At 63.2% G+C, this 25,836-nt stretch carries 28 protein-coding genes; 16 read left to right on the top strand and 12 right to left on the bottom strand.

Translation table 11 applies throughout. The annotated features are described in order from the left end of the window. Positions 1-60: 60 nt before the first annotated feature. Positions 61-537, top strand: a complete 477-nt coding sequence (locus RhoBH5_RS20500) for a GatB/YqeY domain-containing protein (protein WP_003943491.1) — start codon at positions 61-63, stop codon at positions 535-537. 95 nt (positions 538-632) lie between these two features. On the opposite strand, the gene RhoBH5_RS20495 is transcribed toward RhoBH5_RS20500, so the two are convergent. Next, positions 633-3,002, bottom strand: coding sequence for a penicillin-binding protein (locus RhoBH5_RS20495; RefSeq protein WP_003943525.1), 2,370 nt, complete (start codon positions 3,000-3,002; stop codon positions 633-635). Between the two features lie 291 nt (positions 3,003-3,293). Here RhoBH5_RS20495 and RhoBH5_RS20490 point away from each other — a divergent pair, with 291 nt between their 5' ends. Beyond that, complete coding sequence (locus RhoBH5_RS20490; RefSeq protein ID WP_007732375.1) at positions 3,294-3,617, top strand: WhiB family transcriptional regulator; 324 nt, start codon at positions 3,294-3,296, stop codon at positions 3,615-3,617. An 18-nt stretch (positions 3,618-3,635) separates the two neighbouring features. Here RhoBH5_RS20490 and RhoBH5_RS20485 read toward each other — a convergent pair whose 3' ends face one another. Together RhoBH5_RS20485 and RhoBH5_RS20480 are read right to left on the bottom strand one after the other, a co-directional pair. Continuing rightward, positions 3,636-4,814, bottom strand: a complete 1,179-nt coding sequence (locus RhoBH5_RS20485; protein WP_007732380.1) for an ArsA family ATPase — start codon at positions 4,812-4,814, stop codon at positions 3,636-3,638. Then, the gene (locus RhoBH5_RS20480) at positions 4,814-5,827 is read right to left on the bottom strand and encodes an ArsA family ATPase (RefSeq protein WP_037130910.1); all 1,014 of its coding nucleotides are present in this window, start codon (positions 5,825-5,827) and stop codon (positions 4,814-4,816) included. The genes RhoBH5_RS20485 and RhoBH5_RS20480 overlap by 1 nt, the downstream gene beginning before the upstream one ends. Positions 5,828-5,880: 53 nt before the next feature. Between RhoBH5_RS20480 and RhoBH5_RS20475 the strand changes: the two genes are divergently transcribed. From RhoBH5_RS20475 to RhoBH5_RS20435, 9 genes are all read left to right on the top strand, one after another. Continuing rightward, positions 5,881-6,045 (top strand): hypothetical protein, encoded by a 165-nt coding sequence (locus tag RhoBH5_RS20475; RefSeq protein ID WP_003943454.1) that lies wholly within the window; start codon positions 5,881-5,883, stop codon positions 6,043-6,045. Between the two features lie 5 nt (positions 6,046-6,050). Continuing rightward, on the top strand, positions 6,051-6,521 hold the full coding sequence (locus RhoBH5_RS20470) for a RidA family protein (protein WP_003943508.1): 471 nt from the start codon (positions 6,051-6,053) through the stop codon (positions 6,519-6,521). Next, complete coding sequence (locus RhoBH5_RS20465) at positions 6,521-7,306, top strand: MBL fold metallo-hydrolase (RefSeq protein ID WP_007732381.1); 786 nt, start codon at positions 6,521-6,523, stop codon at positions 7,304-7,306. The genes RhoBH5_RS20470 and RhoBH5_RS20465 overlap by 1 nt, the downstream gene beginning before the upstream one ends. 126 nt (positions 7,307-7,432) lie before the next feature. After that, positions 7,433-8,908 carry a 2-hydroxymuconic semialdehyde dehydrogenase gene (locus RhoBH5_RS20460; protein ID WP_054187035.1) on the top strand — a complete coding sequence of 492 codons (1,476 nt, stop codon included), beginning with the start codon at positions 7,433-7,435 and terminating at the stop codon, positions 8,906-8,908. A gap of 42 nt (positions 8,909-8,950) precedes the next feature. Then, positions 8,951-9,724, top strand: a complete 774-nt coding sequence (locus RhoBH5_RS20455; RefSeq protein WP_042446669.1) for a 2-keto-4-pentenoate hydratase — start codon at positions 8,951-8,953, stop codon at positions 9,722-9,724. Beyond that, positions 9,721-10,173, top strand: coding sequence for a RidA family protein (locus RhoBH5_RS20450; protein ID WP_064443027.1), 453 nt, complete (start codon positions 9,721-9,723; stop codon positions 10,171-10,173). The genes RhoBH5_RS20455 and RhoBH5_RS20450 overlap by 4 nt, the downstream gene beginning before the upstream one ends. Beyond that, on the top strand, positions 10,170-10,691 hold the full coding sequence (locus RhoBH5_RS20445; protein WP_003943511.1) for a 3-hydroxyanthranilate 3,4-dioxygenase: 522 nt from the start codon (positions 10,170-10,172) through the stop codon (positions 10,689-10,691). The genes RhoBH5_RS20450 and RhoBH5_RS20445 overlap by 4 nt, the downstream gene beginning before the upstream one ends. Positions 10,692-10,694: 3 nt before the next feature. Next, positions 10,695-11,690, top strand: coding sequence for an amidohydrolase family protein (locus RhoBH5_RS20440; RefSeq protein WP_042922846.1), 996 nt, complete (start codon positions 10,695-10,697; stop codon positions 11,688-11,690). A gap of 184 nt (positions 11,691-11,874) precedes the next feature. Then, positions 11,875-13,233 (top strand): MFS transporter, encoded by a 1,359-nt coding sequence (locus RhoBH5_RS20435; RefSeq protein WP_058227134.1) that lies wholly within the window; start codon positions 11,875-11,877, stop codon positions 13,231-13,233. Positions 13,234-13,291: 58 nt separating this feature from the next. Here the strand turns inward: RhoBH5_RS20435 and RhoBH5_RS20430 are convergent, their stop codons facing one another. The 6 genes from RhoBH5_RS20430 to RhoBH5_RS20405 all read right to left on the bottom strand — a co-directional run bounded on the left by RhoBH5_RS20430 (position 13,292) and on the right by RhoBH5_RS20405 (position 18,026). Then, positions 13,292-14,218 carry a LysR substrate-binding domain-containing protein gene (locus RhoBH5_RS20430; protein ID WP_003943516.1) on the bottom strand — a complete coding sequence of 309 codons (927 nt, stop codon included), beginning with the start codon at positions 14,216-14,218 and terminating at the stop codon, positions 13,292-13,294. 50 nt (positions 14,219-14,268) lie between these two features. After that, positions 14,269-15,561: a carboxylesterase family protein gene (locus RhoBH5_RS20425; protein WP_270008725.1), complete on the bottom strand. Its 1,293-nt coding sequence runs from the start codon at positions 15,559-15,561 to the stop codon at positions 14,269-14,271. An 85-nt stretch (positions 15,562-15,646) separates the two neighbouring features. Beyond that, positions 15,647-16,207: a TetR/AcrR family transcriptional regulator gene (locus tag RhoBH5_RS20420; protein WP_054827456.1), complete on the bottom strand. Its 561-nt coding sequence runs from the start codon at positions 16,205-16,207 to the stop codon at positions 15,647-15,649. Positions 16,208-16,222: 15 nt separating this feature from the next. Continuing rightward, positions 16,223-16,693 (bottom strand): nuclear transport factor 2 family protein, encoded by a 471-nt coding sequence (locus RhoBH5_RS20415; RefSeq protein WP_054827457.1) that lies wholly within the window; start codon positions 16,691-16,693, stop codon positions 16,223-16,225. A 130-nt stretch (positions 16,694-16,823) separates the two neighbouring features. Further along, entirely contained in the window at positions 16,824-17,498 is a 675-nt protein-coding gene (locus tag RhoBH5_RS20410; protein WP_003943506.1) for a Crp/Fnr family transcriptional regulator, read from the bottom strand. Between the two features lie 255 nt (positions 17,499-17,753). Then, positions 17,754-18,026, bottom strand: coding sequence for a hypothetical protein (locus RhoBH5_RS20405; protein WP_019746620.1), 273 nt, complete (start codon positions 18,024-18,026; stop codon positions 17,754-17,756). Between the two features lie 80 nt (positions 18,027-18,106). Between RhoBH5_RS20405 and nth the strand changes: the two genes are divergently transcribed. The 4 genes from nth to RhoBH5_RS20385 are packed head-to-tail and all read left to right on the top strand — an operon-like array spanning position 18,107 to position 21,455. After that, the gene (gene nth / locus RhoBH5_RS20400) at positions 18,107-18,892 is read left to right on the top strand and encodes an endonuclease III (protein ID WP_003943471.1); all 786 of its coding nucleotides are present in this window, start codon (positions 18,107-18,109) and stop codon (positions 18,890-18,892) included. A 6-nt stretch (positions 18,893-18,898) separates the two neighbouring features. After that, positions 18,899-19,552 (top strand): TlpA family protein disulfide reductase, encoded by a 654-nt coding sequence (locus RhoBH5_RS20395; protein ID WP_003943500.1) that lies wholly within the window; start codon positions 18,899-18,901, stop codon positions 19,550-19,552. Next, a complete protein-coding gene (locus tag RhoBH5_RS20390) occupies positions 19,549-20,268 on the top strand; it encodes an NUDIX hydrolase (RefSeq protein WP_007732411.1) in 720 nt (239 codons plus the stop codon). Before RhoBH5_RS20395 ends, RhoBH5_RS20390 begins: the two co-directional genes overlap by 4 nt. Then, the gene (locus tag RhoBH5_RS20385) at positions 20,265-21,455 is read left to right on the top strand and encodes a MarP family serine protease (protein WP_003946095.1); all 1,191 of its coding nucleotides are present in this window, start codon (positions 20,265-20,267) and stop codon (positions 21,453-21,455) included. Before RhoBH5_RS20390 ends, RhoBH5_RS20385 begins: the two co-directional genes overlap by 4 nt. A 3-nt stretch (positions 21,456-21,458) precedes the next feature. Here RhoBH5_RS20385 and RhoBH5_RS20380 read toward each other — a convergent pair whose 3' ends face one another. Genes RhoBH5_RS20380 through nhaA form a run of 3 tightly spaced genes read right to left on the bottom strand, consistent with a single transcriptional unit; the run spans position 21,459 to position 24,250 of the window. Then, positions 21,459-22,394, bottom strand: a complete 936-nt coding sequence (locus RhoBH5_RS20380) for an alpha/beta fold hydrolase (protein ID WP_007732412.1) — start codon at positions 22,392-22,394, stop codon at positions 21,459-21,461. A gap of 15 nt (positions 22,395-22,409) precedes the next feature. Then, entirely contained in the window at positions 22,410-22,919 is a 510-nt protein-coding gene (locus tag RhoBH5_RS20375; RefSeq protein ID WP_007732413.1) for a phage holin family protein, read from the bottom strand. Next, positions 22,916-24,250: a Na+/H+ antiporter NhaA gene (gene nhaA, locus RhoBH5_RS20370; protein ID WP_007732414.1), complete on the bottom strand. Its 1,335-nt coding sequence runs from the start codon at positions 24,248-24,250 to the stop codon at positions 22,916-22,918. The genes RhoBH5_RS20375 and nhaA overlap by 4 nt, the downstream gene beginning before the upstream one ends. A 173-nt stretch (positions 24,251-24,423) precedes the next feature. Between nhaA and RhoBH5_RS20365 the strand changes: the two genes are divergently transcribed. After that, on the top strand, positions 24,424-25,815 hold the full coding sequence (locus RhoBH5_RS20365) for an MFS transporter (protein WP_020968263.1): 1,392 nt from the start codon (positions 24,424-24,426) through the stop codon (positions 25,813-25,815). Positions 25,816-25,836: the final 21 nt, after the last annotated feature.

Below are 25,836 nucleotides of genomic sequence, written 5' to 3'. Positions count from 1 at the left end.
GTGTCCGGGCGGAGGTAACTATCGGCACGCTCGAAACGCCGAGCGCGTAGCGTTTCCACCATGTCCGACACGACACCATCGCTCAAAGCCACCCTCCGAACCGACATGGTTGCATCCATGAAGGCGAAGGATCCGCTACGTACAGCCACCCTTCGGATGCTCATGGCAGCCATCCAGACCGAAGAGGTTGCCGGTAAGGAAGCACGGGTCCTCACCGACGAAGAAATCATCAAAGTCCTTGCAAAGGAATCGAAGAAGCGCGGCGAATCGGCCGAGATCTACACCGAGAACGGCCGCGGTGAACTTGCCGCGAAAGAGCGCGCCGAAGCTCAGATCATCGACGAGTACCTGCCGACGCCGTTGACCGACGCCGAACTCGTCGACGTCGTCGACACCGCCCTCGCTCAGGTGTCCGAGGAGCTCGGTGAGCGTCCGGGTATGCGTCAGATGGGCCAGGTCATCAAGGCCGCCAGCGCGCTGGCCAAGGGCAAGGCCGATGGCGCCCGTATCTCTGCAGCAGTGAAGTCCCGCCTGTAGAAGCGCGCCACCGGAAACCGAAAACGGCCGCGAACTTCGAGTCACTCGGAGATCGCGGCCGTTCTTGTTTTCAGGGCCGTCAGTTTTCAGGGCCGTCAGTTCGGTGGGGTCCCCGCAGGCGGTGCGGGTTCGCCTCCCGGCGGAGTCGCATCCGGGGGAGTCGCGCCCGGTGCCGGAGCTGCTGGAGCTGCCGGGGATGCGGGTGCTGCCGGAGCCCTTACGGACCCGTCACTGATGTAGATCGTGACGGTCGAACCCGGGATCGCGGACCCGGACGGCGAAACTCCGGTGACCGTTCCCGCCCGTGCTCCGGATGCCGTGGTCACGGAATTGACCGTGAAGCCGGACGCCTGCAACCTCGACGTCGCCGCCGACTGGCTCAGGCCGACAACCTCGGGAACCTGGCCGTTCTGTGATCCCCGTGCGTACTTCTCGTCGATCGGGGGCAGCGAGGTGGGCCCGAAGTTGTTGGCGACCGGGTTCATTGCCGCGAACCAGGATCTCGCCGGTTCGGTACCGCCGTACAGGTTGCCGCTGTAGCAGGGGCGTAGCGGGCTCGAGCAGATCTCGCCGGGTGTCGGGGAGTCGCCGAAGATGTAGACGGCCGCAGCGAGGTTGTTGGTGAAACCGAGGAACGCCGAGGACTTGTGGGTCTCGGTGGTACCCGTCTTGCCCGACATCGGCAGGCTCCATCCGGCGCTGCTCGCGGCACCGGCAGACGTACCGGCGCCGACGTCGTCACGGCTCATGGCGTTGGCGAGTGTGTCTGCCAAGCCGGGCTCGACGACCTGCTCACAGCCCTGCTCGGTGACGGCCACCGGCTTGCCGTAGCGGTCGAAGACCGAATCGATGGGACTCGGCGGGCACCACTTGCCGTGCGAGGCGAGAGTGGCCGCGACGTTGGAGAGTTCGAGCGGGTTGATCCAGGTGGGGCCGAGGGTGAACGAACCGAGGTTTTGTTCCTTCTGGAAGTCGGCCATGCTGCGCTCGTCGAAGCCCGAGGTGTTGGGATCGGCGTACGAGCGCATGCCGAGACGGACAGCCATGTCGACGGTCGGCGTGACGCCGGTCGCCTCGATGAGCTTGACGAAAGCGGTGTTTGGGGACTGTGCCAGGGCGTCGGTCACGGACAGCGTCGGCGGATAGTTGCCGGCGTTCTCCACGCAGTACGTCGAGACCGGGCAGCCTGCCGCACCACCGCTACCCATGCCCTTGGCTTCGAAGCGCTTGGGCACGTCGAGGGTCGCGTTGATGCCGAGGCCCTTCTCCATCGCCGCAGCGGTCGTGAAGATCTTGAAGACGGAACCCGCACCGTCACCGGCAAGGGAGTACGGCTGCGCCTGGACGGTTTCGTCGGCGTCGGCATTGAGTCCGTACGTGCGACTGCTGGCCATCGCGATGACCTTGTGTGAATCCTGGCCCGGCCTGATCACGTTCATCACGTTCGCGATGCCGTCGAGGTTGGCGCTCGCGTTCGCGTTCAGTCCGGCCTTGGTGGACGCCTGGACCTGCGGATCGAGAGTGGTCTTGATGAGGTAACCACCCTCGTTGATCTGGTCGCGGGTGATTCCGGCATCCGAGAGGTACTTCAGTGCGTAATCACAGAAGAATCCGCGATCGCCTGCAGCGATGCAGCCGCGCGGCAAGTTGTTGGGGGTTTCGAGGACGCCGAGGGGCTCTTCCTTGGCTGCACGGAACTCGTCGGCACGATCCGGAATGTTCGTGATCATGGTGTCGAGCACGGTGTTACGACGCTCGGTCACGCCCTCGACGTTCGTGTACGGGTTCAGCGCGGAGCTGGACTGAACCATGCCGGCCAGCATCGCGGACTGCGGAACGGTCAGATCTGCGGCGTCGACGCCGAAGTAGGTCTGAGCCGCGTCCTGAATGCCGAAGGATCCGTTGCCGAACGGTACGAGGTTGAGGTACCGGGTGAGGATCTCGTCTTTCGTGAGTTCCTTGTCCAGCGTCAGCGCCATCCGGATCTCGCGGATCTTTCGGGCCGGGGTGGTCTCGATGGCAGCGCGGCGCTCGGCATCCGTCTTGGCCACGACCAACAGTTGATAGTTCTTCACATACTGCTGATCGAGTGTCGACGCGCCCTGCTGCACTTCACCGGTCGTCGTGTTGGTGAGGAAGGCGCGCAGCGTTCCCTGCCAGTCGACGCCCTTGTGGTCGGGGAACCGGCGGTCCTCGATGGAGACGATCGCCAACTTCATGTTGTTGGAGATCTTCTCGCTCGGGACTTCGAAGCGTCGTTGGTCGTACAGCCAGGCAATGGGATTGCCTGCCGCATCGACCATGGTGGACACCGCGGGGACCGTGCCTTCGACCAGTTCGGCCGAGACGTTGTCGACGGTATCGGCAGCGCGATTGGACGCGAATCCGAATCCGCCGGCCACCGGGAACATCACCCCTGCGACCAGGACACCCGCCAATGCGGAGCTTCCGGCGAGCTTCGCCACTGTTTTTGCAATCGACACGATCTACAGAGTACGTGTGCCCACCCATTGGAACCGGTTTCAGTGTTTTGCGGGTGTTCAAAACCTCCTGAACACGCGCTTTGTACTGCCGTACCAAAAAATGCTCCCGACCGTCTTGCGTTAGGGGCGTTCTTTACCTAAATTGTGATCAGTGTGATCGACGTAACACTCGATCACGAATGTGTCTCAGCTTTCACGTGCTACCGCGAGACGGCTGAGATGGTGCGCTGCTCGCCTCATGGCGACGGTCAGACTTTGTAGAGGGGACCCAGAATGTACACAGCCACCCCGAGTAGCCGTTTGGACATCGAGCAGGCCGAGGCACGAATTGCCTGGGTAACTCAGGCGCGATGCCGCGAGGTCGATCCCGACCAACTTTTTGTTCGTGGCGCCGCACAGCGCAAGGCAGCCACCATCTGCCGTCACTGCCCGGTCCTCATGCAGTGCGGAGCAGATGCTCTCGACAACCGTGTCGAGTTCGGTGTGTGGGGCGGAATGACCGAACGTCAGCGCCGTGCACTGCTCAAGCAGCACCCCGACGTCGACTCCTGGTCCGAGTTCTTCGAAGACCAGCGCCAGCATCACTCAGCAGTCTGATCCAGGTCGATCGGGGGATCAGCCCTTACGAGTGAGCTGATCTCCCACCGCGCGCAGCGCCTCGAGGTCCGAGACCTCGAACGGTAGCGACGGAACACCGATCAGCGGCACCCTCGGGTGAGCTGCGGTGAATCGACTCAGCAAGGCGATTTCTCGCTTCGCGATCACTGCCCGATGGGCATGGATGCGGAGAACGGCTGCGGTGAGGGCTTCGGCCTCGGTCGCATTTTCCTTCGCTTCCAGTTTGTCGGCGGCGGTCACCGCATGATCGGCAGGCAGAGCCGTCAACGTCGGGTGAGTGCGGTTGAGAACCAGACCGGCCAACGGCATCGAGTCACCCGCAAGGCGATCGACGAAGAACGCCGCCTCACGGAGAGCGTCGGGCTCGGCCGCTGCGATCACCAGGAAATGAGTGCCCGGCTGACGCAGCAACTCGTAGGTCTTCGTGGCGCGTTCACGGAAACCGCCGAACATCGAGTCGAGCGACTGCACGAATGCCGATGCATCCGAAAGCATTTGGCTTCCCACGATGGTCGAGACACCCTTCAGGGCCAATCCCATCGCGCCGGCCACGAGCCTGGTCAGGCCACGGCCGGGTGCCGAGAGCAGCCGGATCATCCGTCCGTCGAGGAATGTTCCGAGCCTCTGTGGAGCGTCGAGGAAGTCGAGCGCATTGCGCGACGGCGGGGTATCGACGATCACCAGATCCCACGCGTCGTTCGACGCCAGCTGCCCCAACTTCTCCATCGCCATGTACTCCTGCGTTCCGGAGAACGATGTGGCAACGGTTTGGTAAAAGGGATTCGCCAGGATCTGCTCGGCCTTCTCAGGGCTCGAATGCTCGATGACCATCTCGTCGAAAGTCCGACGCATGTTCAGCATCATCGCGTGGAGTTCGCCCGTGGCCTCGGGACCCAGCTTCACCGGCTGCGGAGTGTTGTCGAGTTCGGCCACACCCAAGGCCTGTGCGAGGCGACGGGCCGGATCGATGGTGAGGACGACTACGCGTCGGCCCTCTTCGGCTGCCCGCAACGCCAGCGACGCAGCCGTCGTGGTCTTGCCGACGCCACCTGCGCCGCAACACACCACGATCCGGGCCGTCGGGTCCTTGATGATCGCCGAAATATCGAGGGCAGGAGCTGCGCGTCGGCCGGTCCTGGAACTGCCGACCGTCACGTTCTCGGTGGTCTCGGTCATCACACGCCCTGTTCCGTGAGGTATTCGGCCAGCTCGTAGAGCCCACCGAGATCGACGCCGTCGGCGAGTGCGGGAAGTTGCACCCGCGCGCCGTCGATCTCGCGGAGCTTCTCCGCACTGGATTCTTGAGCTTCGAGCACCGACGCGTGCTCGATCGTCTCGGTGAGCAGGCCGGCGAAGTCGTCGTCGGACAGATCGATGCCGACATCGGAGAGCGTCGACCGGATCGAAGCTGCATCGATGTTGCCGGCTGCAGCACCGGAGAGTTGGTCTTCGGGCAAGAACCTCGGGCTGGCGCGGTTGACGATGATGGCACCGAGGTTGAGGTCGTCACGCGCCAGTTCTGCGGCGGCGTCGGCGGTTTCCTGAACGGGCAGCGCTTCGAGAAGCGCAACAAGATGTACGACGGTCTCCGGCGAGTGCAGCAGCCGAACGACGCCTTCACTCTGCGAATGCACCGGGCCGCCCTTGGCGAGGTCGGCCATCGCCTTGGTGACGTCGAGGAAGCTGCCGATCCGCCCGGTCGGGGGAGCATCGACGACAACGGCGTCGTACACGCGTTTGCCGGTTCGATCGGTGCGGATGACGCACTCCTTGATCTTGCCGGTGAGCAGAACGTCGCGAAGGCCTGGAGCGATTGTGGTGGCGAATTCGATGGCGCCGAACTTACGCATCGCCCGGCCGGCGAAGCCGAGGTTGTAGAACATTTCGAGGTATTCGAGGAACGCGGTCTCGATGTCGACGGCCAGAGCCATCACTTCACCGCCACCTTCGGCGGCCGCGACCTTGGTCTCCTGCGGTGGAAGCGGTGGTACGTCGAAGAGCTGCGCGATTCCCTGGCGGCCCTCGACCTCCACGAGGAGAACGCGCTTGCCGCCTTCGGCCAACGCGAGCGCCAACGCGGCGGCAACCGTGGACTTACCGGTTCCGCCTTTACCTGACACAAAGTGCAGGCGGGCCTTCGTCGCAGACTCGGGCCAGGTCCTGCTCAGCTCATCTTGGGATGCAACCACACCGCGAGCCTATAAGTCTGGGGCCGAAGATGTACGCGGGATAGGCTCACCGCATGAGCGAAATAACTTCCTGGGAATACACCGTGACTCCGTTGCTGGTCCACAATCCGAAGGCAATTCTCGACAACTGGGGTGTCGACGGCTGGGAACTCGTCGCCGTCCTGCCGAGCGCGTCGGGCGAGCAGCACGTCGCGTACATGAAGCGTCCGAAGGGCTGAATCACATGGCAGAGGCAACACAGACCTGGTCGGAGCGTCTCGCCGAACTGGGCATTGCACTTCCCGCCGTCGCGGCACCCGTCGCTGCTTACGTTCCCGCGGTTCGCAGCGGCAACCACGTGTACACGTCGGGTCAGCTCCCGTTCGTCGACGGAAAACTGGCGCTGACCGGCAAGCTCGGCGCGGGCGTGTCGGATGAGGACGCCAAGGCCGCGGCTCGCACCTGCGCGCTCAACGCTCTTGCTGCCATCGACGCCCTGGTCGGCATCGACAACGTCGTTCGCGTCGTCAAGGTTGTCGGCTTCGTGGCATCCGCCGAAGGATTCACCGGCCAGCCCGGCGTGATCAACGGCGCATCCGAGTTCCTCGGCGAGGTGCTCGGCGACGCCGGTATCCACGCCCGTTCGGCAGTCGGCGTGGCAGAACTTCCCCTCGGCTCACCCGTCGAGGTGGAACTGATCGTCGAAGTTCGCTGATGTCGACTGTCCATCCCGCCTACGCGCAGCTACGCCGCGTCACCGACATCGCTTCGGTCTTGCTCGAGAACAACCCGGGCATGATGACGCTGGACGGTACGAACACTTGGATTCTGCATGCTCCGGGCAGCGTCGAGTGTGTTGTCGTCGATCCAGGCGACAACGACGAGGAACACCTGCAACGTGTCGCTGGTATCGGTCCGGTAGCGCTGACCTTGATCACGCACCGGCACTACGACCACACCGGCGGGGTGGACCGTTTCCACGAATTGACTTCGGCTCCAGTGCGTTCCGTCGACCCAACTTTTCTTCGCGGGGGCGCTTCGGCGCTTGTCGACGGTGAAGTGATCGAGGTAGCGGGCCTGAAGTTGCGGATCCTCGCGACGCCGGGCCATACCGCGGATTCGGTGTCGATAGTCATCGAGAACGATGCGAGCGTGCTGACGGGCGACACCATTCTCGGCCGCGGCACGGCAGTTCTCGACGACTCCGACGGCGATCTGGGGGACTACCTCACCTCGCTGCGATCGCTGGCCGCACTCGGCGAAGGACTGACGGTTCTTCCCGGGCACGGTCCGGACCTGCCCGATCTGCAGGCGATTTCGCAGCAGTACCTCGCCCACCGCGAGGAGCGTCTGGATCAGGTGCGGGCCGCTCTGTCGACGTTGGGGGAGTCGGCCTCGGTGCGCGACGTAGTCGAACACGTCTACTCCGACGTGGACCCGAAGTTGTGGCCGGTCGCGGAGAAATCCGTCAACGTGCAGTTGGCGTATCTGCGACGCTGAGGCGCTCGGCGCCGACATGCAGAGCTGAGTTGTGTGGCCGAACTGCCGCCATCTATGCCGATCGAGGTATAGCTGGCGGCAGTTTTTGCATTTGTTTGATATGGGTCACGGGCCAATAGTTAGTCCATGACCTCACAATGCGACGGATGGATCCGCAATTACGTGGACGGCTCCTATGTCGAACCCGACGAGTCGTCGAGCTTCGATCAGGTCGACCCAGCAACGGGCCGTGTTCTCGCCCGGGTCCACGAGGCCGACAAGGCCCTGGTCGATCGGGCCGTGACCTCTGCCAGACGTGCTCTGGACAACGGTTGGGCCGATACGCCGGTTCGAGAGCGGACGGCTCTGCTGCGACGCGCCGCCGACCGGATCGAGGAGCGATTCGAAGAGTTCGTCGCCGCAGAGATGGCGGACACCGGCAAGCCGATCACGCAGGCACGCGAACTCGACGTCGCGCGCGCCCTGACGAACTTCCGCACCTTCGCCGACATCGTCGCCGCGGCGGGACAGGAATCGTTTGTCACGGATCTCGCGGGCGGCAAGCAGGCGCTGAACTACGCGATCCGCAAGCCGCTCGGCGTCGTCGCCGTGATCGTTCCGTGGAACCTGCCGCTGCTTCTCCTGACCTGGAAGGTTGCGCCCGCGCTCGCGTGCGGAAACTCCGTGGTGGTCAAACCCTCCGAGGAGACCCCGGCGACTGCGTCGTTGCTGGCCGAGGTGCTCGAAGAGGTCGGCCTGCCTGCCGGCGTCTACAACGTCGTCCATGGATTCGGTGCGAACTCGGCCGGCGAGTTCCTCACCACGCACCCCGGTATCGACGGCGTCACCTTCACCGGATCTTCGGCAACGGGTTCGCATGTCATGAAAACCGTTGCCCCGCGGGTCCGTCCGGTCTCGTTCGAGCTCGGCGGCAAGAACGCCGCGATCGTGTTCGACGACGTCGACATCGACGAGGCTCTGACGGGTCTGACCAAGTCGGTGTTCACCAACACCGGCCAGGTCTGCCTGTGCACCGAGCGGGTGTACGTGCACCGCAGCATTTTCGACGACATCGCCGGTGGACTCGTCGAGCGGGCAGCAGGACTGCGTCTGGGCGACCCGACGCTCGATGCAACGACGACCGGACCGCTCATTTCGCAGGCACACCGGAAGAAGGTACTCGACTACTTCGAGATCGCCGAGCGGGAAGGCGCGAAAGTGCTGACCGGCGGCGGTATTCCGGACCTCGGACAGGAACTGTCGGGCGGATCCTGGATCGAACCTACCCTGTGGACAGGCTTGACCAACAAGGATCGCGTCGTGCGCGAGGAGATCTTCGGACCCGTCGCAGCACTCATTCCGTTCGAGACCGAAGGCGAAGCGATCGCCCTCGCAAACGACACCGAGTACGGCCTTGCTGCCTCCGTGTGGACCAACGACCTGCGCCGCGGGCACCGCGTCGCGCAGAAGATGAACGTCGGAATCTCCTGGGTCAACACGTGGTTCACCCGCGAACTGCGATCTCCCTTCGGCGGCATGGGCCTGTCCGGCATCGGACGTGAGGGCGGCGAGTCCTCGCTGCACTTCTACACCGAACCGACGAATGTATGTGTGCAACTGTGAACATCGAAACCGCAAAAGATTTCCAGAAATGAGCGAGGCGTGATGACAGCCCCCGAAGACACCGTATCCGCGCTCGCGCGTCGCCTCGACGACGCTGCGCAGACGCGCACCGACACGCCGAGCCTCGCCGACGAACACACCATCGACATCGACCAGGCCTACCGGATCCAGAACGAACTCCTCGAACGGCGCACCAGCCGTGGTGAATCGATTGTGGGCATCAAGCTCGGCTTCACGAGCAAAGCGAAGATGGCGCAGATGGGTGTCTCCGAAGTGATCGTCGGTCAGTTGACCGACGCGATGTGCGTGAGCAACGGCGGCGAAGTCGACCTGAGGACGTTCATTCATCCCAAGATCGAACCCGAAGTGGCATACCGCTTGTCGAAGGACGTCGATCTCGACGATCCGAACGTCGACATCGAAACCTGCGTCGACGCACTGGCTCCCGCAATGGAGATCATCGACTCGCGGTACCGCGACTTCCGCTTCACCTACACCGACGTCGTCGCTGACAACACCAGCGCTGCCGGGTACGTGATCGGGAGGTGGCTGCCGCTACAGAACGTCGAAGACCGTTCCGTACGTATGGAAGTCGGCGGCGAGACGGTAGTCGGTTCCACGTCGGCCATTCTCGGCGATCCGGCGCGCGCTTTGCATGCACTGCTCGACATCGCCCGCCGACGCCGAATTCCGTTGCGCGCCGGTCAGGTAATTCTGGCCGGTGCCGCCACAGCAGCTGTGCGACTCGACGAGGGCGTCGCACAGTGCACGATCGACGGACTCGGAACCGTCACGGTGAAAGGTGTGAAGCGATGAGTGGGGCGCAGGTCATCGAGAAGCTGGCGAAGCCGCGCGGAAAGTTCCCCCACGTCAAGGTGGTCGGCGATTTCGTCTATGTCTCCGGGACCAGTTCGCGTCGACCCGACAACACGTTTGTCGGCGTCGAGGTCGACGAGATGGGGACGACGGCGCTCGACATTCGGGCGCAGACGCGTGCCGTCATCGAAAACATCGCGGCAATCCTCGCCGAAGTGGGTGGAGAACTCAGTGATCTGGTTCAGGTCACCTCCTACCTGGTGTCGATGAACGACTTCGGTGGATACAACGAGGTGTACGCCGAACTGTTCGACGAAAACGGTCCGACGAGAACGACTGTGGCTGTTCACCAGCTGCCCCACCCTCACCTGCTCATCGAAATTTCCGGCGTGGCGTACGTGCCCGCCTCCCAACGCACGGCGTCCGAAGATACGGAGAATGCATCATGACCACGATTCCTCCCGTCATCGACTTCAAGAAGTGGATCGACGACAACCGCCACCTCCTGCAGCCGCCCGTCAACAATCAGACGATGGCGCTCGGAGACGATTTCATCGTGCAGGTCGTCGGCGGCCCCAACCAGCGGACCGACTACCACCTCGATCCGTACGAGGAGTGGTTCTACCAGCTCGAAGGCGACATCCACGTCAATGTCATGACCGAAGACGGTCCTCAGCGCGTCGACATTCGCGAGGGTGAAACTTGGTTGCTGCCAGGAGACATTCCGCATTCGCCGCAGCGTCCCACCGCGGGCTCGATCGGCCTGGTCATCGAACGCGTCCGCAAGGAAGGCACGCTCGAGAAGTTCCAGTGGTACTGCCTCGAATGTGATCACAAGATTCACGAGGTCGAACTTCAGGTGCGCGACATCGTGGCCGACCTTCCGCCGGTGTTCGTCAAGTTCTACGAGAGCGAAGAAGCCCGCACGTGTGACAAGTGCGGCACGCTCCATCCCGGCAAGGGCTGAGCTATGAGCAACCTGATCGACATCCACACCCACTACGTGCCCAACGGGTGGCCGGATCTGACCGAAGACGCGGGGCCGCAAGCGCCGTGGCTGAAGGTCGAGTCGGAAACCGAAGCAATGATCATGATGGGCACCAAGGAGTTCCGTCGCATCCAGTCCGATGCCTGGGACGCCGAGGTGCGGCTTCGGGACATGGATGCCGACGGCGTGCAGACGCAGGTCGTCTCACCTACTCCGGCGTTCTTCAACTACGGCCGGAGCGGTGAGCAGGCAAGTCGCATTGCACGGATCTTCAACGACCTCGCACTCGAGATCGTGGAGCCGGCGAAGGATCGGTTGATTCCGTTCTGCCAGGTGCCTCTGCAAGACACCGACGCAGCGTGCCGTGAGTTGGAGCGGTGCATCGCGAACGGGCACCGCGGTGTCGAGATCGGCAATCATGTCGGCGATCTGGACCTCGACAGCGAGGGGGTGGTGACGTTCCTGCAGCACTGCGCGTCGCTGGACGTGCCGGTATTCGTGCACCCGTGGGACATGGCCAACTCTCCGCGCCTCGATCGCTGGATGGCGCAGTGGCTCACTGCGATGCCGGCCGAAACGCACCTGTCGATACTCGCACTGATTCTCGGTGGGGTGTTCGACAAGATCGACGATCGTCTCAAGATCGGATTTGCGCACGGTGGTGGATCTTTCGCGTTCTGGTTGGGCCGGATGGAAAACGCCTGGCACGGCCGCAACGACATCATCGGTACGTCGCAGTTCCCGCCTTCGCACTACCTGGGAAGGTTCTACGTGGATTCCGTCGTCTTCGACGAGCGTGCGCTGCGACTGTTGGTGGACACGGTGGGGGTGGACCGTGTGATGGTGGGTAGTGATTACCCGTACCCCTTGGGGGAGCGTCCGGTCGGTGAGGTGGTTCGCAAGAGTGAGTTCTTGGACGATACTGCGCGCCAACTGATTTCGCGGGGGAATGCCGAACGCTTCCTGGGTCTCGTCTGAGGCCCCGGCTATACCTTTTCCGGTATGGCGGACGGTGAATTCGGCATTTGTGAGTCATGTCTCGAGCGAGCACAATTCCAAACACAACGATCGACGACGCTCGTGATACCGACAATCCCGAAGACGGGGTCGGTGACTACAGACTTCATCGTCCGCCTGCCCCATCCAATCGATAGGTTCCGCGATGTCAGACAAGATATCCAACAGCACTACGAGCGACGGAAAGCCGTTGCCGGAGAAAGCGGCCCGTAGCCGCGTTGCCATGGCAACCCTGGCCGGCACAACTCTCGAATGGTACGACTTCTTCCTCTACGGCACAGCTGCCGCGTTGATCTTCAACAAACAATTCTTCCCGAGCCTGAGCCCCACGGCCGGCACGCTGGCTGCCTTCAGCACCTTCGCCGTCGGGTTCATTGCACGGCCGGTGGGTGGACTCGTGTTCGGGCACTTCGGTGACCGGATCGGGCGCAAGGCCACGCTCGTGGTCTCATTGGTGATGATGGGCGTCGGGTCCACACTCATCGGCATCATCCCGAACTACGACTCCATCGGTTTCTGGGCGCCCGTCCTCCTGGTGGCAATGCGCGTCGTTCAGGGCATCGGTCTGGGCGGTGAAGGCGCCGGAGCGACGCTCATGTCGATGGAGCACGCGCCGGCGGGGCAGAAGAATCTCTATGCAGGTTTCCCGCAGATGGGCACACCCGCCGGACTGGTTCTCGCCAACGGCATCTTCCTGACGACCAACGCCGTGATGTCGGACTCGGCATTCGCTTCGTGGGGTTGGCGAATCCCGTTCCTGCTCAGCTTCGTTCTGGTGGCGATCGGTCTGGTGATTCGCCTGCGCGTCACCGAGTCGCCGTCATTCGCCGGGATCATGGAGAAGGGCGAAATAGTCCGCTTCCCGCTGCGTGAGTCGCTCAAGGTCGGCTTCCCCCGTTTGTCTCTCACGCTTGCCGCGTGCTTGGCGAACTCCGCCGTGGCGTACGCCTTCATGGTGTTCACCCTGTCGTACGGAACTCAACATCTGGGCTACGACAAGCAATTCCTGGTGCTCAGCGTGACCGCGGCAGCAGTCCTGTGGTTCCTTTCCATCCCGTTCTGGACAAAGATCGCCGACAAGTACGGGCGTCGGCACATGTTCATCGGCGGATCAGCTGCAATCCTGTTGTGGTGCATCGTGTTCTTCCCGCTCCTCAACACCGAGAACAAAATGGTCGCCGTCATCGCGTTCCTGGGCATGGGCCTGATCGTTCCGGTCACACATTGTGTCCAGGGCAGCATCATCGCCGATACCTTCCCGGCCAAGGTCCGCTATTCCGGCTCGTCTCTGATCCTCCAGAGCGGCGCGATTCTCGGCGGTGGACTGGCACCGATGATCGCCACGGCTCTGCTCGACGCCACCGGATCTTCGGTCGGTGTGACCTGGTATCTCGCCGGGGTGTGCACGATCAGCCTGGTCGGTGCCATCGCACTGTTCAAGATTGTCCCCGATTCGTCGCGGGGCTTGGAGCACGAGGAGATTCGCGTCTCCGAAAACGCCTGAGTCCTGGTCGATCCGACATCGGCCCGTTCCCTCTGGAGGGAACGGGCCGATCGGCGTTTCACGGTCGCATGAGCTCAGTTGCAAAGGACTCCAGCGTCGCGATCAGGGCCTGCGCGGACGGACTCGACGTGCGAGTCGCCGACGAGGTGATGCCGACGCTGTGCCCGATCGGATCGAGTGTGATGGACAGGGTGGTCAAGCGCGCGTCGTCGCGGGGGATGAGGCTCGGTAGTACCGCGATCATGTCGGTCTCGACCAGTAGCTGACGCACGGTGAGGAAAGAGGTTGCCTCGACCCGATTTTCGGGCAACGGCAAGCCGTTCCGGGCGAAGAACTCCTCGAGTTCGCGGCGGAGCACTGTCTCGACCCCGGGAAGGATCCAGGGGAAGCCGCGTAGTTCTTCGAGTTGGACGTCCTCGCGGTGAGCGAGCGGGTGATCTACGCGGGTGACGAGTTCGACGGATTCGGCGTAGAGGTTCCGTCTTGTCGCGGTGTCATCGGTAGGTGAGGTGAGCCGGCCGACGATCAGGTCGATTCGGCCCGCTTCCAGATCGGTGAGCAACTGCTCTGGCGTACCTTCGCGCACGACGACGGTGAGCAACGGGTGGTGAACCTTCAGGCGCGCGATAGCGCCGGGAAGCAGCACGTTGGATCCGGCGAGATGTGTTCCCACGATGACGGTTCCGCGATTGGCGTCGGCAAGTTCGACGACGTGTCGCCCGGCTTCGGTCAGCTGCGCGATCACGGCCCGTGCATGAGTTGTGAAGGCCTCGCCGAAAATGGTCGGGGTGATTCCGCGTGGCCCGCGGTCGAAGAGCGAGACGCCGAGAATGGACTCGATGTCGTGCAGACTGCGGGTCGCGACGGGTTGCGTGATGTGAAGTGCGGCAGCGGCGCCGACCACACTGCCCTGACGGCTCAATGCGTCGACGAGCAGGAGATGGCGGAGTTTGAGTCGCCCGTCGAGGAGCTTGGGCATGTCCATGGAGCAATCCTAGACGGGATTTCTCCGGGTGGGTAGGCGCCCGAAGTTGCTCAGGAGAAGGTGATTCCGATCGATTGGGACGAGGTGTACTTCTCCCAGGTTTCGCTGCTGTCCGGACTTCCCGTGTGCGCAAACGACGTCCAGTGCCGGCGTATCCGACGGCCCAGTGCGTCGATGCTCTGCCAGTCGCTGCTGCCCAGCATCGGTGAGCCCTGCCAGGACTGCTCGGTTCCCAACACGAAGGGTAGTTCGATGCAGTGAGTGGCCCCGAAGACGCCGTCCGTCGGTGCCCAGTCGAAGCGATACGTGTACACCGACGCGCCGGCCGCTGTGAAGGTCTCGGCCAGCTCCATTGCCGGTTCGGCAAACATGTTCTGTGTCAGTGCCTTTTCGGCGACGTGTTCGGGATCGGGTACTCCCGCTACGTCGCGCACGAAAGCAGATCCCTCGTCTCGGGTGTATCCCACGATGACGTCAGGCGCTGTTTCGAAAGTTCGGATCACCGGTTCCAGTTCGGAGATCGGCGCGAAGGGCGGTTGCACGACATTGGGGGACCGCCGGCTGAACTCGACAGCCGTGCCGCGGAATGCGTCGAGAATGTGGAAGAGCGGCGCGGTCCGAGGATCTCCGTCGAGCAGTCGGGCAAACGTCTCCCCGTTCTCGATCGCGGCAGCCTGCGTGAAGTTGAGGTCCGGCCGTGGGGTGCTCTGCAGAATTGCTCGATGGAACAGGGTTCGAGAGTTGTTACTGCTCAACAGATTCACAATGGAATGAGCGCCGGCCGACTGCCCGAATACGGTGACCGAGTCTGGGTCGCCGCCGAATGCCTCGATGTTCTCGCGCACCCACTCGAGCGCCGCGATCTGATCGTGTACCCCGAGATTGCCTTCGCTGACGCCGTCGAGGAGGAGGTATCCGAGCACGCCGACGCGATAGTTGACCGACACCACGACGACGTCGCCCTCGGCTGACAAAGCGCCGCCGTCGTACCAGGGGAGTGAGCCGCCGCCACTGGAGTACCCGCCACCGTGAAGCCACACCATCACCGGGCGATGACCGGTCAGCGACGGGGTTGTGACGGTGACGGTGAAGCTGTCCTCGCTGTGCTCCGGTTCGGGGAGCGGTGGCCCCATGATGCGTTCGAGTCGTGAAGGTGGTTGGGGGAAGACCGTTCCAAGCGCTGTGGCGTCGAAGACGTCGGAGAACGGTTCCACCGGTCGAGGCTTCTCGAAGCGCGGTGCGCTGGCGTAGGGGATCGCACCGAAGTAGTAGGAACCGTCACGCTTTCGGCCGCGGACCTTCCCCGAAGGGGTGGATGCGATCACCGTCTCGAACGAGGGCATGGGTTCCTTTCTTCTTGTGCATGCTTTTTCGAGCATGCCAGGTGGATGCCGCGGCACAAATGCCTTTGTGGTCGTGCGGTATGCGTTACGGCGTGAGTGCCTGTACCAGTCGATCTTCGAGTCGCGTCGTCACTCGGCTGTATACGGAACCGTCGTCCAGTGCCCGGGACATCACGATCGCCCCTTGGATCCCGGCCACGGCTTCTTCGGCGAGTCCGATGGAATCTTCGGCACCGACGAGTGCCGCCTCGAGAGCCGCTGTCCATTCGTCGAAGTATGTTCGGACCCTGGCGCCGAAGCGGTTTCGCTCTTCACCGAGTGCAAAGGCGCCGAACAGGCAAATGCGTTGCCCTGACCGAAAGTAGTCGCCCGCGGTAGCGAACATGCTCTGGATGCGCTGCCTCGGTGGAACCGATTCTGCTCGAAGAGGTTCGAAGACTTCGGCGCGAAACCATCTGTCGACCTCGTCGAGCACCGCCTCGGCCATCTCTTCCTTCCCGCGCGGAAAGAAGTTGTAGAGACTGCCTTTGCCCAAACCGGTGTGTTCGGTGATCACGGCCAGGCTTGCTCCGTCGAACCCGTAGGTTCGAAACACGTTCGCGAGAGCGGGAATCGTGTCCGAGCGTTCAGCTACCTGTCTGGCCATGGATTCATCCTTTCATCACAGACCCAACTCGCTCAGGCCCGGATGATCGTGCGGGCGTGGTCCGGTCGGATCCCAGAAGAACTTTCGCTCGGACTCCTCGATGGGAACGTCGTTGATGCTGGCATGACGGTGGTGCATGAGTCCGTCGGCGTCGAATTCCCAGTTCTCGTTGCCGTAGGAGCGGAACCACTGCCCGTCGTGATCGTGCCACTCGTACGCGAATCGCACTGCGATGCGGTCGTCGCTGTGTGCCCACAGCTCTTTGATCAACCGGTAGTCCAGTTCGCGGGTCCACTTCTCGGTCAGAAGTTCGACGATCTCGGATCGGCCGGTGACGAACGTCGACCGATTACGCCACCAACTGTCCGGCGTGTAGGCCAGCGACACCTTGTGTGGATCGCGTGAGTTCCATCCGTCCTCGGCGAGGCGGACCTTCTGGACGGCAGCTTCGTGAGTGAAGGGCGGAATCGGTGCTCGGACGGTCATTGCGGGGCCTCTCGATCAGATGTGTACCTATCGGTACAAACTTTACCGATAGGTACAACAAGAGTCCAGTGAACGACTTCGGCCGCCCCCACCGAAGCGGGAGCGGCCGAAAGAGTCGAACCGGAAGAAACTAGCGCGCGCGACGAGCGAGACGCTCGGAATCCGAGATCAGGACGCTCTTGCCTTCGAGGCGAAGCCATCCGCGGTGTGCGAAATCAGCGAGCGCCTTGTTGACGGTCTCGCGGGAAGCGCCGACGAGCTGGGCGATCTCTTCCTGCGTGAGGTCGTGAGTGACGCGCAGGGCGCCACCTTCCTGAGTGCCGAAGCGCTGCGCGAGCTGCAGGAGCGCCTTGGCGACACGGCCGGGAACGTCCGTGAAGATCAGGTCGGCCAGGGTGTTGTTGGTACGACGCAGACGGCGGGCGAGAACGCGCAGAAGCTGCTCGGCGATCTCGGGGCGCTGCTGGATCCATGCCTTGAGAGCGTCGCGGTCCATGCTCACGGCGCGAACCTCGGTGACGGTCGTAGCCGTCGAGGTGCGGGGGCCGGGGTCGAAGATGGACAGTTCGCCGAACATGTCGGACGGGCCCATGATCGTCAGCAGGTTCTCGCGACCGTCGGGTGAGCGTCGACCGATCTTCACCTTGCCGGACACGATGATGTACAGGCGGTCACCGGGTTCACCTTCGTTGAAGATGACATGTCCACGGGGGAAGTCGACGGGCTGCAGCTGCTTTGTCAGCGCCGCTACCGCTGAGGGCTCGACTCCTTGGAAGATGCCGGCTCTTGCCAGGACGTCGTCCACGTGCGCTCCTTGTTGGGATTTGTTCGTTTGTGGTGTCATTTTTGCGCTATCTATCTTTGTACCCGCGCTGCGCACAAACCGTCGTACACAGGCTCAGCCCTCATGAGTGAGACACTGTGTCCAATGCAATCTGTGTTCAATGCAACAGGTACGGCATCGAAGTCTACGTCCCGTTAGCTCGCGACGAGTGATTGATGCCACGTAAGAGCCGAAAATTCTTCCGGAATCCGCTGCGGTGACTACTTTGTATGGCCGTCAACTTGCCCGTTGTGTCCGGATTTCGCCCAGGCTGGCGCTCTCGGGAGCCTCCGACTGACGGCCCTTACGCTTCCGGTGGAAGCGGGCGAACGCATGGGGAAACCCATCGCTTGCCAGGCGGGCGACGTCGTCGTGACTTGCCTGGTCGAGGAAGTCTTCTACTTCATGCTCTTGGACCGAGAGCCGACGCAATCGCCCTTCGACTCGTTCCATCGCCAGGGCAAAGAGCATAAGCAGTAGCGGAAAGAGAATTACTGCGAGTCCTTGCATAGGGGGAAGTAAACACGTCGAAGGTCTCAGAATCGACACGACGGAGTCTCCACTCATGTCGTATCCGTACAGTTGTCTGAGTGCAGACCACCCCGACAGGCAGTTCAGAGCAGCGGAAGAAACCGCGTTCGGGGGGTGCGCGGAAGGAAGAATCACACCTCGGATTGGTACGCCGGGCGCGTCGGATGAATCGTGAGCTCGCTGTGGCTTTCCCACACGTGTACTGCGAACTCGACTTCACGACTCCGTTGGAACTGGCAGTGGCGACAATCCTGTCGGCGCAATGCACCGACGTCCGCGTCAACATGGTCACGCCGGCACTCTTCGCCCGTTATCCCGACGCAAAGGCATACGCGGAAGCCGATCGGACCGAACTCGAGGAGTACATCCGCTCCACCGGCTTCTACCGGAACAAGACGACGTCGCTGATCGGACTCGGTCAGGCGCTACTCGAACGCCACGACGGGCAGGTCCCGAACAAGCTCGAAGATCTGGTGAAACTCCCAGGCATCGGACGCAAGACCGCGAACGTCGTGCTGGGCAATGCCTTCGACATTCCGGGAATCACCGTCGACACCCACTTCGGTCGGCTCGTGCGTCGGTGGAAGTGGACCGAGGAAGAAGATGCCGTCAAAGTGGAACACGCCGTCGGGGCACTGATCGAACGTAAGGAATGGACTCTGCTCTCGCATCGCGTGATCTTTCACGGCCGACGGGTCTGCCACGCGCGCAAGCCCGCATGCGGTGTGTGTGTTCTGGCCAAGGACTGCCCGTCGTACGGTCTCGGCCCGACCGACAAAACCGAGGCCGCGGCCCTGGTGAAAGGCCCCGAGACCGATCATCTGCTCGCCCTGGCAGGGTTGTGATCGCCGATGACAAGTGCCGGAAGATGGTCTCTCGCTGCGCTCGTGGTCGTCGCGGCTCTCGTCGTGGCGATCTGGCCGCGCGGGGGAGACGACACGACGCCCACCTCGACGGGCCCGTCCTCGTCCGCGTATCAGCCGCCGACGTTCACTCCGTCGTCGGAATCGCTCGATCAACTCCGTAGCCAGGCGGCTCTGGCTTCCTGCCCGACTCCGACCGGCGAAGCGCCTGCCGGCTCGGCTCTCGCCGGAATCACCCTCGACTGCGTCTCCGACGGAGCGCCCGTCGACCTTGCCGCAGCGGTGGGCGGAAAGCCGACTCTGCTCAATCTGTGGGCGTACTGGTGCGCGCCATGCGCCGAAGAGCTTCCGTACCTTCAGGAATTCGCGGAGCGCGCCGACGGCAGCATCAACGTGCTGACCGTGCATTCGGATCCGAATCAGGAGAACGCTTTGACGCGACTCATCGACTACTCGGTGCGTTTGCCCGGCGTCCAGGACGGTGACGGCAAGGTACGGATCGCAGTGGGCGCACCGCCGGTGCTGCCGGTGTCGGTGCTCGTGCGCGCGGATGGAACAGTCGCCAAGGTCTTGCCCCAACCCTTCCGCAGTGCGGACGAGATCGCCGCCGCTGCGGCGCAATATCTGGGAGTCGTCGTATGAGTACACCGGTTCCCGAGTGGTTGCGCGCTGTCGCCAGCACCCAGCCCACCGATCCCCATCGGATCAACCCCGTCCTCGAGCGTCGCGCGCCGCGCGGCACCGTGACGCGTCCGGCCGCGGTGCTCGTGCTCTTCGGCGGACCGCGTGAGGCCGACCCTCTCGCCGTCGGCGGCTTGCCGGAGGGCGCAGACGTCCTGCTGACCCAACGGGCGTCGACGATGCGTCAGCACAGCGGACAGGTCGCATTCCCCGGCGGTGCCGCCGATCCGGGCGACGACGGCCCCGTCGGCACCGCGCTGCGTGAAGCGCAGGAAGAGACCGGGCTCGATCCGAGCGGAGTTCAGCCGCTCACCGTGCTGCCGGAGATCTTCATCCCGCCGTCGGGTTTCGACGTGACGCCGGTGCTCGGCTACTGGGAGCAGCCGACGACGGTGGGCATTCAGGACGAGGGCGAGGTCGGACGGGTGGCCCGGGTGCCGCTGCGCACGTTGCTCGACCCAGACAACCGGTTTCAGGTTCGACATCCCCTCGGGTACCAGGGCCCGGCGTTCCGCGCCGACGGCATGCTGGTCTGGGGGTTCACAGCAGGAATCCTCGCGGCGCTGTTCACGGTGTCGGGCTGGGAGATTCCGTGGAACTACGAGGACGTGAGAGACCTGGACACAGCGCTGTCCGAGTTCGGTGAAGGTGTCGAGGATTCGGCGGTGCCGCGATGACAGGTTCTCGTTGGGTGGACATCGCCATCGTTCTGGTCGCCCTCATCGCGGCCACGTCCGGATGGCGGCAGGGCGCGGTGGCGTCGGCGCTGGCGTTCGTCGGCGTGATCCTCGGCGCCGTCGCCGGGATTCTGTTGGCGCCGCACCTGCTCGTGCACGTCACCGAAGGCAAGCTGCGCATCCTCGCGGGCATCTCGCTGATCGTGGTGTTGGTCATCATCGGCGAGGTCGCCGGCATGGTGCTCGGACGCGCGGCACGCAGCGGAATGCACAGTCCGACGGCGCGATCCGTCGACAGCGTCATCGGTGCGGGTCTACAGGCGGTGGCTGTCGTGGTCGCGGCGTGGTTGCTCGCGATTCCGCTCACTTCCTCGTCGCAGCCGAACATTGCCGCAGCTGTTCGTGGTTCGGACGTTCTCGCCAGCGTGGACGAAGTGGCGCCGCAGTGGCTGCGCCGCATCCCGACCGAGTTCTCGGCGCTGCTCGACACCTCCGGCCTGCCTGACGTCATCGGCCCGTTCGGGCGCACGCCCATCACCGAGGTCGAAGCACCCGACGCGAGCGTTCTCGCCAGTCCGTTGGCGGCGCAGTTGCGTCCGAGTGTTCTCCGCATCAACGGCGTCGCACCGAGTTGCCAGCGCGCGCTCGAGGGATCCGGATTCATCGTCGCCCCCGAACGCGTCATGACCAACGCCCACGTGGTTGCCGGAACCGAGAGCATCACCGTGGACACCATGGAGGGCGCACTGCCCGCGCAGGTGGTTCTCTTCGACTCCGCCGTGGACATCGCGATTCTGGCGGTTCCCGGATTGGACGCGCCGGTGCTGCCGTTCGCTCCGGAGCAGGCTCGGACCGGTGACAACGCGTTGGTGCTCGGCTACCCCGGCGGTGGTCCGTACACGGCCAGCGCAGCCCGCGTTCGTGAGGTCCTCAACCTGAACGGGCCGGACATCTACAAGGCCGGAACCACCCAGCGTGAGGTCTACACCGTCCGCGGATCCATCCGGCAGGGCAACTCGGGTGGACCGATGGTCGATGATCAGGGGCGGGTCCTCGGCGTCGTGTTCGGTGCTGCCGTCGACGACAGTGACACCGGATTCGTCCTCACCGCGCAGGAAGTCTCGCGCCAGTTGAACGCGGCTGCCTCGGCATCGACGCCCGTACCGACGGGCGCGTGCATCCTGTAGCGGTCACTTCTCCGTAAGGAGGAAGTCCCCGAGTTCGCGATTGACGCGCTCGGGGGCTTCCTGATGCGCGTAATGACCGACTCCGGCAATGGTGCGCAGTTTTTCGCCGGGAGCCCAGTGCTTGTCGCGACGCACGGTACGGGTGAGCACGTACGGGTCGAGTTCGCCGTGAATCTGGACGATCGGAATGCGAAGAACCTGATCCATCAAACGCATGAAACGTCGGCCCTCGGGGCGGAGCTGGCTGCGGAAGGCCCAACGCTGGTACTCCAACGTGGAATGCGCGACGCCCGGGATCCGGATCGCGGACCGCATCTTGCTCATGACGTCTGCGAATTCGGGTTGCTGCGGCCAGGTGGGGCCCGACCGCGAGCGAACCAGACGCTCCACTTCGGCGCCGTTGTCGGCCGTCAACCGACGTTCCGGGCGTAGCGGTACCTGATAGGCCAGGAACGAGGGCAAAAGCGCGCGGCGCTGATAGGGGTCGCGGACGACTGCTTTCTTGAGCGCCATCGGGTGTGGAGACGAGATCAGCGCTATCGACCGCACCAGGCGTGGATGCAGGAGCGCGGTCGCCCAGCACACCAACCCGCCGTCGGCATGACCGATCAGCGTGGCCTTGCCGTAACCCATCGCACGAATGAGGCCGGCTACGTCACCGGCGAGCGTCCAACCGTCGTAGCCACGAGGGGGCTTGTCGGAATCGCCGTACCCACGAAGATCCATGGCGACGACGCGGAATCCCTGCTCCGACAGTGCCGTCAACTGATGGCGCCAGGACCACCAGAAATCGGCGAATCCGTGCAACAGGACCACCAACGGAGCATCCGGCTCCGCGTCGCCTACCTCGACGACGTGAAACCGGATGCCGTTGGCGTGAATGTCCCGGTGAATCCAGGGGCCGTCGAACCTGACGGTAGATGGATCTGGGGCTGCCACTTTCGATCAGACTCGCTACCGGCGCGCGTTGAAATCGACCGACGGCTTTGCGTCGTCATGGCTGCCGGGGATGACGTTCTTGGCCTGCTTGAGCGATTCGATCGTCTTCTCCGGAGCCCTCAGCTTGCGCACGCGCAGATAACCGAGCAGCGCCAGAATCGCGGTGGTCACCACCATGATCAGGAAGACGATGAGGAACGCCAGCCAGCGCGGCACCCAGGTGTCGAGCATCTCGGCCAGGAAGAAAAAGAAGAAGAACGAGCTGAACAGCAGAACCGTGAAGGCCAGGATGAAGAAGACGCTGCCCTGCAGACCCTTCTTGACCTCGCCCGTCACCTCGGCCTTGGCAAGTTCGACCTCGGCGCGCACGAGGGTGGAGACCTGTGCGGTCGCGTCCTTGACGAGGGCCCCGATGGTGGCCTCGCCCGGCGTGCGGGCGTCCACATCGGTGAGAGGGATGGAAGAGACCGTGTTCGGTACTCCATCTCCGGTGAAGCGCTGGCTCTCTCCGTTGGTCAAGCTCACTTGTCGACCTCTCCAGGTAGTTCTCTCGCGTCCGTGGCAATGGCGGTGGAAGCGTCGTCTCGAGCCGCATGAACTCGTCCACGTCGCCACAGCAGCGCTGATCCGATCAGCGATGCCACCAACGATGTCACGAGAACTGCGGCCTTCGCTATCTCGGCCTCGCTGCCATCGCCGACCCCGTCCAATGCGAGGTCTGCTACAAGCAGGCTAACGGTGAACCCGATGCCACCGAGAACTGAGAGGGCAAACATGTCTCTCAATTCCAGTGTCTTGGGTTTGGTTGCTATCCCCAATTTGATCGCGAGCAGGGAAATTCCGAAGATTCCGACGGTTTTGCCGACCAGAAGACCGACGACGACCGATTGCCCGACGGGGTCGGTGAAAATGTCGCCGAGCACCGCCGCGTTGATCGGAACACCGGAGGCGAACAGTGCGAAGACGGGGACACAGAAGCCTGCAGAGTAGGGCTGAATACGGTGCTCGAGACGGCTACCGGGCGCGTACTCCTCGTCCGGATCGCGCCTCACCCGGGTGAGTAAGCCGAGCGCGACGCCCGCGAGTGTGGCGTGTATCCCCGCTTCGTGCATCGCGTACCAGGTCAGTAGTGCCAGCGGGACGTAGAGGAACGGCGTCGTGATGCGTTTGTGTTGGGCGTAGGCGTAGGCAGCCAGGGCTGCGGCCGCGGTCAGCAGCCACAACATCGCGAGGGAACCGGTGAACAGTACGGCGATGAGGATGATCGCGAGCAGATCGTCGACGACGGCCAGGCTGAGCAGGAAAACTCGGGCGCTCGCCGGGATCTTCGAGCCGGTCAGCGCGAGCACGCCGAGGGCAAAAGCGATGTCCGTCGCGACGGGAATGGCCCAGCCCTTGTCCATGCCGGGCGTGCCGAAACCGATGGACGCCGCGATGATCGCGGGGACCAGGACGCCGCCGCACGCCGCGATGATCGGGAGCATCGCGGCTTTGCGGTCCGCGAGTTCGCCGACCACCAGTTCACGTTTGAGTTCGAGGCCGGCAACGAAGAAGAAGACGGCAAGCAGTCCGTCCTGCGCCCACGTGCCCAAGCTGAGGTCGAGATGGAGTGCGGACGGACCGATCTGGAAGTCACGTAGTGCGATGTAGCTCTCACCGAAAGGAGAGTTCACCCAGATCAGAGCGAGGGCGGCAGCGATCAGGAGGATCGATCCGCCCACCGTTTCGGTGCGGAGGTAGCGGGACAGTTCGGAACGCAGGGTGGAGATCACGCGTGGGGACGACCTTTGTTCGTGCAACCGAATTCGGATGCAACAGACATGAACGTGATCGACGTTGTGACGCATCGAATGCACGTGCCGACCAGACTTCCCGGCTCACCTTTACGGAATTTTATCGCGGATTGCCCGCTGAGCCGAATTCGCGAACCGAATTTGCGTCGGAAAACCCCGCGGGTGTTCAATTCCTACTGATTGGGACACTATCCCACCAATTGGACATCTTTCGTATAACGGCGCAGGAGCATGTTTTGAGCACGTCAGTCAGTGAGAATCCACCCAAGCCGGAGGGCGGCGACGCAGATACCGTCGCCGGAGTGCCGCGCAGCCGAATCGTGGTCGCCAGCATGGTGGGTACGTCCATCGAGTTCTACGACTTCTACATCTATGCAACAGCGGCAGTATCGGTGTTCCCGCACCTGTTCTTCCCGAAGGGCAACGACACCACCGCGCTTCTCGCGTCGTTGGCGACGTTCGGACTCGCGTTTGTCGCCCGTCCCCTCGGCTCGATTCTCTTCGGACACTTCGGTGACCGCGTCGGACGCAAGGCAACTCTGGTCGGCTCGCTACTGACGATGGGCATCGCGACCTTCCTCATCGGACTGCTGCCCACTTATCACCAGATCGGACTGCTGGCCCCGGCGTTGTTGGCGCTCATGCGTTTCTGCCAGGGTCTCGGGCTCGGCGGCGAATGGTCGGGTGCGGCGCTGCTCGCGACCGAGACCGCCAAGGAAGGCAAGCGGGCCTGGGCGGCGATGTGGCCGCAACTCGGTGCGCCCATCGGCTTCTTCATGGCCAACGGACTGTTCCTGATCATCACGTTGTTCATGAACCACGACAATTCCAGCCCGGACCTCGAGGGTGCCTTCCTGAGTTGGGGATGGCGAATTCCGTTCCTGCTCAGCGCAATCATGGTGATGATCGGCCTGTACGTCCGGCTCAAGCTCGAGGAAACCCCGGTGTTCGCGCGCGCAGTCGAGCGCGGCGAGAAGGTCAAGACTCCGGTGGCCGAGGTGTTCAAGACCAGTTGGCGTCAGCTGATCATCGGTACGTTCGTGATGCTCGCGACGTACACGCTGTTCTACATCATGACCACCTGGGTGCTCAGCCACGGAACCGGCAAGACGGCGGCCGACGGTGGAACCGGTGCGGGCTTCAAGTACACCGATTTCCTTGTCCTGCAGTTGATCGCAGTCGTGTTCTTCGCTGCTGCCGTGCCGGTCTCGGGTTGGCTCGCCGACCGTTACGGGCGTCGTATCACCTTGCTGATCATCACCGGTCTGATCATGGTGTTCGGCTTGACCTTCGGTGTCTTCCTCGAACCGGACGGAATGAACGACGGTCGCATGTTGGCGTTCCTCATCGTGGGCATGCTGCTCATGGGCCTGACCTTCGGCCCGATGAGTGCCGTTCTCCCGGAACTCTTCCCGACCAACGTCCGCTACACGGGCTCGGGAATCGCGTACAACACGGCCAGTATTCTGGGCGCAGCGGTGGCGCCGTTCATCGCCGTCTACCTCGCGAAGAACTACGGCGTCGGTTGGGTCGGCATCTATCTTCTCGTAGCGGCGACGCTGACTTTTGTTGCGCTGCTGGTCATGCGTGAGACGAAGGGTGAGTCGCTCGACGATGTAGGGGCATAACCCTGCTGTGCGCCTTTATTA

Source organism: Rhodococcus sp. BH5 (genome assembly GCF_027583855.1).
GTDB classification, from domain to species: domain Bacteria; phylum Actinomycetota; class Actinomycetes; order Mycobacteriales; family Mycobacteriaceae; genus Rhodococcus_F; species Rhodococcus_F qingshengii.
This window is presented reverse-complemented; position numbering and strand designations above follow the sequence as displayed.